Origin of the sequence: Streptomyces sp. NPDC102467 (assembly GCF_044765445.1) — a bacterium.
Lineage (GTDB): Bacteria > Actinomycetota > Actinomycetes > Streptomycetales > Streptomycetaceae > Streptomyces.
Genome location: NZ_JBIWKA010000006.1, coordinates 503991 through 516590, shown reverse-complemented (window position 1 = coordinate 516590; position 12600 = coordinate 503991). Strand labels below are relative to the sequence as shown.

Here is a 12600-nt window from a genome sequence, read left to right as displayed (position 1 = left end):
ATCCACACCGAACCGGAAGGCCCTCACCTGTTCAAGATCCCTCAGCCGAGATCTGCCTCACCCGTCCACAACCTCCCCGGACAGAACACCTAGGGGTTCCGCGGCGGGCGCTCAGGGCTTGTAGACCTTGCCGGGCTCCGCCTTGCCGGGCGCGAGCAGCTGCGGCACCGTCACGAAGACGTACCCCTTCTGCTTGAGCGCGTCGATGATGCCGGGGACGGCCGGGACCGTGCCCTTGTAGATGTCGTGCAGCAGGATGATGCTGTCGCGCTTCGTCTGCTCCACGGCGCGCTTCTGGATCAGCGCGGAGTCCGTGGTCGTGTAGTCCTTCGTGGTCACGTCCCACAGGATCTGCGCCAGACCCTCCTCCTTGGCGAGCTCGCCGACGTGGTCGTCCGTGCGCCCCTGGGGCGGTCGCATCAGCGTGGGGCGCTTGCCGGTGAGCTTCTCCACGGCGTCGTCGGTGCGCCGGAACTCGTCGCGGATCTGCGCGTCGTCGATGTCCGTCAGGATCTTGTGGTCCCAGGTGTGGCTGGCGAGCTCGTGCCCCTCCCTGGCCATGCGCTTGACCAGGTCCGGGTGGTCGGCGATGTGGTTCTTGCCGAGCAGGAAAAACGTCGCGGGGACCTTCTTGTCCTTGAGGATGTCCAGGAGGCGCGGGCTGTTCTCGCTCGGGCCCGCGTCGAAGGTCAGGGCGACGCACTTGGCCTTGCGGCAGTCGACCGTGCCGAACCGCGCGGGGCCTGCCTTCCCGTCGTCGGCGGAGGCCTTGCGGGCGGCGCTCGGGCTGGTCGTGTCGTACGTCGTACAGCCACTCAGACCGAGGGAGAGGGCCCCGGCGGCCGCCAGTACGGCGACCGCGCGGAACCCTCTTCGTATTTTCATCATCTTCTCAGGTGCAGCAGGCATGGCAGCACTATACACACGGTCTATACACTGAGTGTGTACTGCTCTGAGCTGCGATTTTTGTGGCTCAGGCCTCCCTGTAGGCGGTCAGCAGTGTGGTGAGCGCTCCCGCGTAGTCGCCGGTCAGGGACAGGTGGTCGGCGTCCGCGAACGGCTTGGCCCACGCGGCTGTGATCCGGTCGCCCGCCTTCCGCTGGACGATCAGCCGCGCCGTGTCGACGAGCGCGCGTCCGGCTTTCGCGTCGTGCACGTGCCCGGCCGCGAGCGCGAGGGCCTTGAGTGTGAACTCGCCGCCGACCGGCACCTTCTTCGACGTCGTCAGGCCGTAGCCGTACGGGAACTGCGGATCGTAGGAGGAGTCGCCCACGTTGATCGGCAGCTGTGTCTCCGACTTCGGCCAGGTGACCGGGAGTTGACCGGTGAAGGCCCGCTTCCCGTACAGCACGTCGACCACCCCGTCGCCCTCGGTGCCCGGCAGCCAGGACGCGACGAGACCGTCGATGTCCGCGAGCCGGTCGCCGATCAGCTGCGGGCGGCCGGAGACCATCAGCACCACGCACTTCATGGCCCCGCAGACCTTGTCCACCGCCGCCTTGTCCGCGGCGGTCAGCTCCAGGTCGTTGCCGTTGCCGACATCGCCCACGCCCTCCGCGTAGGGGGTCTCGCCGACGACGACCACGCCCACGTCGTATCCGGCCGTCGGCGCCGAGGCGTCCTTGGAGTAGTCGATCGCCGCGCCCGGGGAGGCCTTCTTCATGGCCTGGAGGATCGTCGTGCCGTCCGTGTGCTTCCCGGACTGGCCCTGCCAGGTGATGGTCCAGCCGCCGGTCTGGTTGCCGAGGTCATCGGCGTTCGACCCGGCGACGTACACCTTCTGCGACTTCTTCAGCGGCAGCACGTTCCCGGAGTTCTTCAGCAGCACCTGCGACTCGGCGGCGGCCTGCCGGGCCACGGCGCGGTGTCCGGCCGAGCCGATGTCGCCGATCCGCGACGTGTCCGCATACGGCTTCTCGAAGAGCCCGAGCTTGAACTTCTGGGTGAGGATGCGCGACACGGCGTCGTCGATCCGCTTCTCGGTGACCCGGCCCGCCTTCACCTCGGTGACCAGGCCGTCGCGGAAGTCCTTGTACGCGTACGGGGCCATGACCATGTCGACGCCCGCATTGACCGACGTGCGGATGTCGCTCGCGTAGTCGCCGGGTATCTGGTCGATGCCGTTGTAGTCGCTGATGACGAAGCCGTCGAAGCCGAGCTTGCCCTTCAGCTCCCCGTTGATCATCGCGGCGTCGCCGTGCATCTTCACCGGGCCCTGGTCGTCGCCGATGATGTCGAGCGAGGAGTACGACGGCATGACCGTGCCCACGCCCCGGTCAACCGCCTCACTGAACGGCGCCAGGTGCACCGCCTCCAGCTCCTGCCGCGTCACCGTCGTGACGCCCTGGTCGACGGTGTACGTGCCGGAGGTCGAGGAGCCGTACGCCGTGCCCCCGTCGCCGACGAAGTGCTTCGCCGTGGCGAGCACCCTGTCGCCGCGGTCGAGGTCGCTGCCGTCCGCGCGGCCCTGGAAGCCCTGGACCATCGTCTCCATGGACGTCACCAGCGCCGGGTCCTCGCCGAACGACTCGTAGGAGCGGCCCCAGCGCTCGTCGCGCGAGACGCACAGGCAGGGCGCGAAGTCCCAGGGGACGCCGGTGGCGCGCACCTCGGAGGCGGTCACCGACCCTGTCTTCTGGGCCAGTTGGGGATCGCGGGTCGCGCCGATGCCGATGTTGTGCGGCATGATCGTCGCGCCGGGCAGGTTGTTGTGGCCGTGCACCGCGTCCACGCCGTAGATCAGCGGGATCTGGAACCGCGTTGCCTGCGCCCGCAGTTGGAAGCCGTCGATCATCCCGGCCCACGCCTCGGCCGTGTTCGGCGTCGGCGTCGAACCGCCGCCGGAGAGCAGCGAGCCCAGGTCGTAGCCGGTGACGTCGGCGCCCGCGCCCACGCCGCCCCGCTCGGCCTGCGTCATCTGACCGGCCTTCTCCGCCAAAGACATGCGCGAGACGAGGTCGGCGACGCGCTTCTTCACGGGCAGCTTCGCGTCGAGGTAGGGCAGGCCGTGGGCATCGATGACGACCTGCGGGGTCTCCGCGGGCGACTTGGCGCCGGTGACGGTGAGCTTCAGCGGGATCGTCTCTGCCGTCTCGGCCTTCTCGCGGTCCTTGGACGTGGTGACCGTGACCGTCTTGGACGCGCCGGATGCGGTACCCGCGGGGAAGCTGACCTTGCCGCTGACCGGCCGGTAGTCGGTGCCGGGCGTCGCCGTGCCGCCGTCGGTGGCGTACGCGACGGTTACGTCGTCGGCGAGCGGCACGTTCCCGGTCGTCGTCACCGACACCTTCACGCGGGCCGAGCCGCCCTCTTTGACCGGGAGGACGGCGGCGTCCGTCGACACCTGGGCGCGCAGCGCCGGGTCGGCCTTCCCGTACAACTCGACGTCGTCGACGGCGAATTGGCCCTTGACCCCGGCCGGCAGGGTGAGCGAGTACCCCCACATCCTGTCGAGACCGAGTACGTGGTCGATGCCGCCGACGGGCTGGTAGTCCGTGCGGTACGCGAACTGCGTGAACGGCAGCTCGATCTGCTTCCAGCCGGTGAAGTCGTCCGTGAACGAGGTGTTCCACAACTCGGACGCCTCGCCGTGCGCTCCGCCGTCCTTGATCTCGAAGGGGATCTTCCGGCCGGAGCCGTCCCCGTACCACCACAGGCGGATGCCCTGGTGCGCCGTCCAGTCGTGGGCCGGCTGATCGGCGGCGTAGTCGTGCGTGAAGCCGCCGTAGCCGCTGATGTCGTACGAGCCTTCGAGCACCTTGGCGCCCTCGGGCGCGTCCGCGCGTTCCTTCAGCTCCAGCTTCGGGTTGTCGTCCGCGTCGCCGCCCCAGGTGAAGAGGCCCTCGGCGGGCTGCGAGGCGAAGGGCACCTCGCCCTCGAAGCGGTCGACGGGTACGGGCGCCGGGTCGTCGGCCGAGGCCGCCCCTGCGGTGGTGAGCGGCAGCAGTCCTGCGGCGAGCGCGGAGACGGCGAGCAGAGCGGCCCGTCTTCTCCGGCCCGGAGCGGGGGTGTGCGTGGAGTGGCGCAAGATTCTCTCCCGATGTTCCCGTGCGGGTGATGGTGGTGCATCGTGGAGTGCCTAAATTCAAGAGTTGAGTTAAAGGGGGCGCCGGGGGACCGTCAAGTCTTCGGAACGTAAAGGGAGTTGGCGGGCCGCGACCGATTGACAGGCCCCCCGCCGCCCCGGATCGTGTCAACAGGGATGTGACACCTGACGGTTGGGGGACCGCGATGAGGTGGCCGGGGGACATGTCCGACAGTGAGGCGGGACGGGCCGGACAGGAGGGGCAGGCGGGACCCTCGGGGTCCTCGGAGCCCTCGGGAGGCGGCGCGTTCGGGCCACCGCCCGCGATGCCGCCGCCGTCGGGAGCCGCGCCGGACGCGCCGCCGCTGCCCGGGATGCCGCCCGTGCCCGCGCCACCACCCGCACCCGCACCCGCGCCTCCGTCGATGCCCGTGCGGCCGCCGGAACCGCCACCGGGGCCCGCGGACCCGGCCCGCGCGCTGGCCGTCGGCCTGCTCAACCTCTCCGGCCTGGGCCTGGGTTACGTGTTCCTGCGCCGCCGGCTGCTCGCCGCGCTGTGTCTCGCCGCGACGGCCGGGCTGCTCGTCGTCGCCCTGCCCGCCGACCCGGACGGGGTGCCGGGGTGGGCCCTCGCCGGATACGCGGCGCTGCTGCTGATCGCGGCGGCGGACGGTGCGCGCCGGGGTCTGCGCGCGCGCTCAACTGCGCTACGGGCCAAGCCTGTTCTGCTGGTCGCCCTCGCGGTCGTCCTGCTCGCGGTGCCCGCCGGGGGAGCGGTCGCGTACGGCGGGCTCCGGGACGACGCCGTCGAGGACATGCTGCTCGACCGGCTCGCCGCGACCGACGCCCTCGTCAAGAACGCCTCCGCCGACGACTTCGCCCAGGCGCGCCCCGCCTACCGCACCGCTCTGGCCCGCTACCGCGCCCTCACCGTGGACCACCCCGGCTCCCGCGCGGCGCACCGCGTCCACGACAGCCTCGACACCTACTACAAGACGGTCGCCGCTCCGTACACCGAGAAGGACCGTTGCGGGGCCGTCGCCCCGCTCGAATACCTCCGGGACGTACCGAGATCCATCGCCCGCGACATCCTCGGCGACCTCGCGGCCTGGCCCGACACACCCCTCGCCGTCTCCCTACTGGAATGCGGAACCGGCAAGCTCGGCACCGCCGGGGGCGACGGACGCGGCGGCGAACTGGGTCAACTCCTGCGTACATTCCCGAAGTCGGCGCAGGCGGCCGAGGTGACGCCCGCGGTGCGCGCCGCCGTCGACAAGCGCGCGGGCGACCTGTCCGGCGCGCAGCCGTGCCGCGCCACCGACGAGCTGCACCGCATCGGCGACACGGCGAAGGACCTGCCCGCGCCTGCCCCCGCACGGTTGCGCGGCGACATCGAGGGGGCCGAGCGCGACGGCGCGTACGCGTGCGGGATGGATCAGTTCAAGGACGGCAAGTTCGGGGACGCCCGTAAGACGCTCGCCGAGTTCGCGGGCACCTACAAGAGCGACCGGCGCGGCAGTCGCGCCCGGCAGGTCGCCATCGCCGCCGAGATCGCCGAGCAACGCCCGGCCGCGGGCACGCAGTTGCCGCCCGCCCACGCGCCCGGCGGCACACGTATGCAGATGGTGATCAGTAACGACGGCCCCGGGCCCGTCGAGATCCTCTACACCGGGCCCGTCACCGGTCGCGTCACGATCGGCGGGTGCGGTGCGTGCTCGGAGTACGCGAGCGAGGCCGCGGGCAGCAGCAAGGCCTGCAAGGCGAGCGGCCGCACCTACCCGAAGAAGACGCTCCGGCTGCCCGCGGGGACGTACCACTTCCTGCACAAGCCGGGCGGCTCACAGGCGACGGCCCGCAGCCGCGCCGCGGGCGGCAGCATCCGGCCCGGATACACCTACACGCAGTGCAGTTACGTGGTGAGCAGCGGCCTCGGCGCGGATCTCTGAGGGGGCCCGCCTCGGAGACCGGGTCAGGTCGGCCGAGTAGGGTGGACGGCGCGTCGGCCGGTGGCCGGCGCGCGGCGGTGGGGCCCGCCGCACCCAACCGCGGCGTGCGTGCCGCCAACGGTCCCTACTTGCGACGATGTGCGTCCGCGCCGCGCTACCGGTGCGGATGCCAGGCGAGTAGGAGACGTAGACGTGGACAAGGCCCGCGCGCCCATGACGAACGAGCCCGTCGACCCCGACGCCGAGCCACCCGCCCCCGCGCAACGTCAGGAGGCGTGGCGGGGGCAGGGTCCGGTGATCGGGGTCGTCGCGCTCGGCGGCGCGCTCGGTGCTTCGGCCCGTTATGGCGCGTCGCTGCTCTGGCCCACGCCGCCCGGCGCGTTCCCCTGGACGACCCTGGAGGTGAACGCGGCCGGGTGCGCCGTCATCGGTGTCTTCATGGTCGTGATCACGGAGGGGTGGGCGGCCCCCCGGCTCGTCCGCCCGTTCTTCGGCACCGGCGTCCTCGGCGGCTTCACCACGTTCTCCACGTACGCGGTGGACATCCGGCAGCTGACCGACCTCGGCGAGGCCCGCACCGCGCTCGGGTACCTGGCCCTGACCGTGTGCGTCGCGCTGGCGGCGGTGTGGACCGGCGCGCATCTCGCGCGCCGCGTCGTCGTACGGAGGACCCGATGAACTGGCTCCTGGTGATCGCGGGCGCCATGGTCGGCGCCCCGCTGCGCTACGTCACGGACCGTGCCGTCCAGTCGCGGCACGACACGGTCTTCCCCTGGGGCACGTTCGCGGTGAACGTCGGCGGCTCGTTCGTCCTCGGCCTGATCACGGGCGCGGTCGCCGCGGGCGCCGCCTCCTCCCAGCTCCAGCTCCTGATCGGCACCGGCCTCTGCGGCGCCCTGACCACGTACTCCACGTTCTCGTACGAGACCCTGCGCCTGGCCGAGACGCGGGCCGGTCTCTACGCGGTGGCCAACGTCGTGGGCAGCATCGCGGCGGGCCTCGGCGCGGCGTTCACGGGTGCGGCCCTGGCCCAGGCGCTCTGGGGCTGAGCGCTTCTCACGACGGGTCGCCGGGCACGGCCGACAGCAGGCTGTGCAGGATCGGGCCGGCCGAACCGCCGCCGGTGACACCCTGCTCCACGACGCAGGCGACGGCGACGTTCCCGCGCCGCGCGACGAGCCAGCCGTTGTTCGGCTCGCCCTCGGAGACCTCCGCGGTACCGGTCTTCGCACCGATCTCACCGGGCAGGTCGGCCAGCACGTGCGCGGTCCCCTCGGTGACGGTGGCCCGCATCAGGTCACGCAGCTGCGTGACGACAGACCCGGGCAGCGGGGTGGTCGTCGTCGTGTTCCTGCCGCCGCGCACGATCACCGGCTGGTGGAAGGTGCCGGACGCGGCCGTCGCCGTGACCGACGCCATGATCAGCGGATTCGCCTGGATACGGCCCTGCCCGATCATCGACGCCGCCTTCTCGGTCTCGTCACCCGGCACCGGCACCGACCCGTCGTACGACGGGATCCCCACATGCCACTCCTGCCCGACCCCGAAGTACTTGCGTGCCACGTCACCGAGTTCGGACCCGCCGAGCTTGCCGCGCAGGCTGATGAAGGCCGTGTTGCAGGACTCGGTGAAGTCCTTGCGGAAGCTCGCGCCGGGGAACTCGGACGTCTCCACGTTGTGGAACTCCTTGCCCACGGTGAGGTGCTTGGGACAGTCCACGACGGTGTCCGGCGCGACGGCGCCCTTGAGCAGCAGCGCGCTGCTGGTGACGATCTTCCAGGTGGAGCCGGGCGCGTAGGTGCCCGAGACCGCGCGGTTGAAGCCCGTGGCGGGGGAGTTGGCCATGGCGAGCACCTCGCCGTTGTCGACGCGCAGTGCGACGAGCGAGGCGTTCTTGCCGCCGGCCTTGGCCATCGACTTCTCGGCCGCGGACTGCCAGGAGGCGTCGAGGGTGGTGGCGACGGGCTCGTCGGCCCCGGCGTCCTTCTCGCCCTTGCCGAAGCCGGTCTCCGTCCCCTCGACGTGGCCGGTGACCCGGTCGACGAGCCGGATCGCCCCGCGCGGCCCGCCGCCGCCCCCTGCGAACTGCCCGAGCACCGCCTGCAGGGACGGATAGGAGTCACCGGTCAGTGAGGCGCCGCGGCGGTCGGTGACCTTCGGGGCGGCCGTGTCCTCCCGTTCGAGGCGGAACTTGGCGCTCTCGCTCAGGTGCGGATGGACGAGCGACAGCCTCCAGTCCACCTTCCACCCGCCGTTCTTCTGTTCGCGCAGGGGGAGTTGAGAGGTGTACGTCCATGTGCCGAGGCCTGTCACGGGCATCTTCGCGGTGAACGGGACACGGACCGAACCGTCGTCGCCCCGGGTCGCCCGCGCCGCGGTGAGCCGGGGTTTGCTGATGTCGAGCCCGGCGGTGAAGTTGCGCAGTACCTCCTGCGCGGTGGCGGGGTTCGTGGTGCGGGCGGCCGCGCCGTCGAGCCGCCCGCCCGCCCAGTCCGCGAGGAACGCCCTGGCCTGCGCCGCCGCTGCCGGGTCGAGGGCGTCGTCGTCACCCCGGTCGAAGGGGCCGAGCCCGGCCGCGTAGGCGCCGCCCGCGGCGACGGCGAGGACCACGGTCACGGCGACAGCGGCCTTGAGAGAGGAGGGCAGGCGGGTTCTGCCGCGTGGAGAGGAATGGTGCGTCATGCCGCGAGGAGAGCAATCCGTCCCGGCCTCTGTCCAAGTCTCATATCGATGGGAGATCGATCAAAATTGCATATGATTGCTGATCGTGGACCTGATCCGGCATCTTGAGTGCTTTGTGGCTGTTGCAGAAGAGTCACACTTCGGCCGCGCCGCCGCTCGCCTGGGCATGGCCCAGCCGCCCCTGTCACAGCGCGTCCAGCGCCTGGAGCGGGAACTCCAGGTGCGGCTCTTCGACCGCACCAGCAGACAGGTGACGATCACCAAGGCCGGGATGCTGCTGCTGCCCGAGGCGCGTGAGCTGCTTGCCCGCTCCGAGGCGCTCCGGGCCGCCGCGCGCCGCATCCGGGACGGAGAGAGCGGTCTGCTGCGCGCCGCCCTGCCGCCGGACATCGGCGGCGACACCGTGGCCGCCGTCCTGACGGGATTTCAGAAACGGGCCGTGGGTATGGAGTTGGAGCTGCACGAACTGTCCACCACCGAGCAGCTCGGGCGCTTCGCCGCACACGAACTCGATGTCGGACTCATCCACCACCCCTGCGACGTGACCGGCCTCGAACTCGGCCCCGTGCTCCGCCGCGAGCTCGGCGTACTGCTGCCGCGCTCCGCCCCGGCGGCCGCGCGCGCCGAGGTCCCGCTCGCCGCGCTCACCGGATCCGACCTGATCCTCTTCCCGCGCTCCGGCGCCCCCGCCCTCTACGACGACCTGCTGACCGGCTGCGCCCGCGGCGGCTACACACCGCCCGCGGTCCGGCACGGGCAGGGCGCCAGCTTCGTCCGCGGTCTCGTGCTCTCCGCGGGCGCCGTCGCCCTCGGCCCGCGCGACGCGGGACCGGCCGAGGACGACGCCGACCTCGTGTGGCGGCCGCTGGCCGCCGCCCCGCTGGCCTGGCGGCACTCCGTCGCCTGGCCGCGCGGGCACGGCGACGCCGCCGTGCACGCCTTCGCCGACGCGGCCACGCACGCGCTGCGCACCACCGCCGACGCCCGACCCGACACCCCCACGCGCCCCATGCACCTGCGCCCGGCAGCGGAGTACTGGCTGTGATCCTGGTACCGGCTGTGATCTTGGAGTACTGGCTGTGACGATCCGAACCGACACCCCCGACCGCATCAGGGCGGCCTTCGCCGACGCCGGGGTCGCCGGCCGGCTGCACGCCCTCGATATCGACACCGGAGACCAACTCGGCATCGACGCCGATGACTTGGTCTGTACGGCGAGCGTGCACAAGCTCCCGCTGCTGGTCGCCCTGCACGAGCGGGCGGCGACCGGAGCCCTCGACCTCACCGAGCAGCTCGACTGCCCGCCGGGCGGCCGCACCCCGGGCCCCACCGGCCTCGCCGCGATGCTGGACGCGGCCCGGCTCTCGGTGCGCGACCTCGCCTATCTGATGATGTCCGTCAGCGACAACGCCGCGGCGGACCTGCTGCTCGCCCGCGTCGGCCTCGACGCGGTCAACCGCACCACCGCCCGCCTCGGCCTCGACGCGACGTACGCCGTGCACACCTTCGGCGCCATGATGGCCTCCATCAAGGAGGACGCGGGCCCCGCCGGCGCCCGAGCGCTGACCGACCCGCACATCATCGCGCGGCTGCGCGCCCTCGACCCGGCCCGCTCCAACCGAAGCACCCCGCGCGACCTGACGCGGCTGCTCGCCGCCGTCTGGCGTGACGAGGCGACCACCCCCGAACACGGTGCCGCCATACGGCGCCTGATGGGCCTTCAGGTCTGGCCGCACCGGCTGGCGTCCGGCTTTCCCTTCGACGACGTGCACGTCGCGGGCAAGACCGGGTCGCTGCCGACGCTGCGCGCGGAGGCCGGCGTCGTCGAGTACCCGGACGGCGGCCGCTATGCCGTCGCCGTGTTCACCCGCACCGCGCAGACCGCGGCCGTCCTGCCCGCCGCCGACGCGGTCATCGGCACGGCAGCCAGGATCGCGGTCGACGCGCTGCGCGCCGGGTAGGCGGCCCCGGTGCTCACGACCGGGTGGCGGTTCCGCACTCCTGGCCCTCGCCGTCCCTGATCGCGGTGCTGCGGTCGTACGGGTCGACGGTCGGGCCGCCGCCCTGCCGCGCGGCGTCGAAGGTGGGCACGAGGAAGCCCGTATAGGTGTCGCAGCCGGCATTGGTGGTGTCCAGGCCGGTCCGTACGACGGAGAAGGTGCCCGCCTCGGTCTTGATCTTCGCCGGGTCGTCCCAGTTCACCACCACTTCGCGACGCACGATGGTGCGCACCACCTGGTCGCTGCCGGACTCCGCGCGCACCACCGGGTACACGTACGTCACGTCGGTGCTGACCTTCAGCGCGCCGTGCTCGCCCTCCTCGAACGTCAGCCGCCCCCGGGTCTTGACGACGTCCCCGACGAGCCGTGCCCGCGCCGTGTCGAAGCGGCTGAACAGCACCAGCGGGTTGTTCTTCTCGCTCGGCGTGCTCAGCGAGGTGTCCAGGAACGTCCGCTCCTTCGGCTGGTGCGGGTTGATGAACGCGATGGCTTCGGCGGGCCGTTCGCCGCGCAGCACCTTCGGGTCCAGGCTGGACGCCACGAGGAAGTCCCGGGTCCGCCGTAGCGCCTGCGCGACCTGCGCCTTGCTCATCCAGCCGGTGGCCCGCGCCGCGGGCACCCCGATCCCGGCCGCTCCGTCGGCCCAGCGCGTGGCGGGCGAACCCCTGAACGGCTCATCCAGCGTGCCCTGTTGGGCCGCCTCGGCCGCCGGTGCCTCCGTGGGCCGCTCCGTCTCAGTGGCGAGCGGCGGCGCGTCCGCGCCGCCGCCCCCGAACCAGCCGGTCACCCGGCCCGGATCGAGCGCGACGAGCACCAGGGCCACACAGGCCAGGAGCCCCACCACGTACCAGACGCGCTTCCGCTGCCGGGCGGGCGCGTACGTCCGCCACCCCTGCGGTTGCTGCTGCCCCGCGTCCTGCTCCTGGAGCCGCCGCGTCACCATGCGGGCGCGCGCCGACGGCTCCTTGGGAGCGTCCCGCACCCCCTCCTCGGACTCCCGAAGGAACCGCTCCCACTCCTCGTCCGGCACGGACGACCCGACCTGTTCGCCACCCGAATTCACGCTGTGCTCCCCGTAGTTCCGTAGCGCGTCCACCGGCGGCCGACCCTCCCCAGGCCGGTCGTCGTCGCAGCATGATCGCACAGGCGTGCGTACACCGAAGTACGCCAGTCGACCGGTACCGACGCCGCCCCGCGGTTATTAACTTTCTTCGCGTGGCCGCGACGGCCGGCCACACCGAGGGAGGCGCCATGAGTACGAGCCCGGAGCCCAGGCACGTCGTTCTCGTGCACGGAGCGTTCGTGGACGGATCGGGCTGGCGGGGGGTCTACGACCTCCTCAAGCGCGACGGGTACCACGTCAGCGTCGTCCAGAACCCGACCGTGTCCCTCGAAGGGGACGCCGCCGCGGTGCGGCGCGTCCTCGACGCGCTGGACGGTCCGGCGGTCTTGGTGGGGCACTCCTACGGCGGTGCCGTGATCTCCGTGGCGGGAACCCACGCGAAGGTGGCGTCGCTGGTCTACATCGCCGCGTTCGCGCCCGACAAGGGTGAGTCGGTGAACACCCTCATCGCGGACCCGCCGCCGGGCGCCGTCGTCCCTCCGATCCTGCCGCCCAGGGACGGCTTCCTCCTCCTGGACCGAGAGAAGTTCGCGGGCGCCTTCGCCGCCGACCTGCCCGCGGAGCAGGCGGCGTTCCTGGCCGACTCCCAGGTCCCGTGGGGAGTCGAGGCACTCTCCGGCGCTGTGGCCGAACCGGCGTGGCGCTCGAAGCCGAGCTGGTATCTCGTCCCGACCGACGACCGGATGATCCCGCCGCCGGCCCAGCGCGCGATGGCGGAACGCGCGGGATCCCGGGTGGTCGAGGTCGCCGCCAGCCACTCCGTCTACGTGTCGCAGCCGACCGTGGTGACCGCCCTGATCAAGCAAGCGGCCGGCCACTGACGCC

10 protein-coding genes are annotated in these 12600 nt (G+C 72.0%); 6 read left to right on the top strand and 4 right to left on the bottom strand.

Translation table 11 applies throughout. The annotated features are described in order from the left end of the window. Window positions 1-111: 111 nt before the first annotated feature. The gene (locus tag ACIREE_RS15365) at window positions 112-888 is read right to left on the bottom strand and encodes a polysaccharide deacetylase family protein (RefSeq protein ID WP_404151252.1); all 777 of its coding nucleotides are present in this window, start codon (window positions 886-888) and stop codon (window positions 112-114) included. Window positions 889-973: 85 nt separating this feature from the next. Beyond that, window positions 974-4027, bottom strand: coding sequence for a glycoside hydrolase family 3 protein (locus ACIREE_RS15360; RefSeq protein ID WP_404151204.1), 3054 nt, complete (start codon window positions 4025-4027; stop codon window positions 974-976). A 221-nt stretch (window positions 4028-4248) separates the two neighbouring features. Here ACIREE_RS15360 and ACIREE_RS15355 point away from each other — a divergent pair, with 221 nt between their 5' ends. The 3 genes from ACIREE_RS15355 to crcB (ACIREE_RS15345) all read left to right on the top strand — a co-directional run bounded on the left by ACIREE_RS15355 (window position 4249) and on the right by crcB (ACIREE_RS15345) (window position 7019). Next, the gene (locus tag ACIREE_RS15355) at window positions 4249-5970 is read left to right on the top strand and encodes a hypothetical protein (RefSeq protein WP_404151202.1); all 1722 of its coding nucleotides are present in this window, start codon (window positions 4249-4251) and stop codon (window positions 5968-5970) included. A gap of 213 nt (window positions 5971-6183) precedes the next feature. Beyond that, a complete protein-coding gene (crcB, locus tag ACIREE_RS15350) occupies window positions 6184-6648 on the top strand; it encodes a fluoride efflux transporter CrcB (RefSeq protein ID WP_404151250.1) in 465 nt (154 codons plus the stop codon). After that, on the top strand, window positions 6645-7019 hold the full coding sequence (crcB, locus tag ACIREE_RS15345) for a fluoride efflux transporter CrcB (RefSeq protein WP_404151200.1): 375 nt from the start codon (window positions 6645-6647) through the stop codon (window positions 7017-7019). The genes crcB (ACIREE_RS15350) and crcB (ACIREE_RS15345) overlap by 4 nt, the downstream gene beginning before the upstream one ends. A gap of 7 nt (window positions 7020-7026) precedes the next feature. On the opposite strand, the gene ACIREE_RS15340 is transcribed toward crcB (ACIREE_RS15345), so the two are convergent. Then, window positions 7027-8652, bottom strand: coding sequence for a penicillin-binding transpeptidase domain-containing protein (locus ACIREE_RS15340; RefSeq protein WP_404151198.1), 1626 nt, complete (start codon window positions 8650-8652; stop codon window positions 7027-7029). Between the two features lie 85 nt (window positions 8653-8737). On the opposite strand from ACIREE_RS15340, the gene ACIREE_RS15335 reads away from it, so the two are divergent. Next, window positions 8738-9697: a LysR family transcriptional regulator gene (locus ACIREE_RS15335; RefSeq protein WP_404151196.1), complete on the top strand. Its 960-nt coding sequence runs from the start codon at window positions 8738-8740 to the stop codon at window positions 9695-9697. 40 nt (window positions 9698-9737) lie between these two features. Then, complete coding sequence (locus ACIREE_RS15330) at window positions 9738-10613, top strand: serine hydrolase (RefSeq protein ID WP_404151248.1); 876 nt, start codon at window positions 9738-9740, stop codon at window positions 10611-10613. Window positions 10614-10626: 13 nt separating this feature from the next. On the opposite strand, the gene ACIREE_RS15325 is transcribed toward ACIREE_RS15330, so the two are convergent. Next, complete coding sequence (locus ACIREE_RS15325) at window positions 10627-11715, bottom strand: hypothetical protein (RefSeq protein ID WP_404151194.1); 1089 nt, start codon at window positions 11713-11715, stop codon at window positions 10627-10629. A gap of 188 nt (window positions 11716-11903) precedes the next feature. Between ACIREE_RS15325 and ACIREE_RS15320 the strand changes: the two genes are divergently transcribed. Further along, a complete protein-coding gene (locus ACIREE_RS15320) occupies window positions 11904-12596 on the top strand; it encodes an alpha/beta fold hydrolase (RefSeq protein ID WP_404151193.1) in 693 nt (230 codons plus the stop codon). Window positions 12597-12600: the final 4 nt, after the last annotated feature.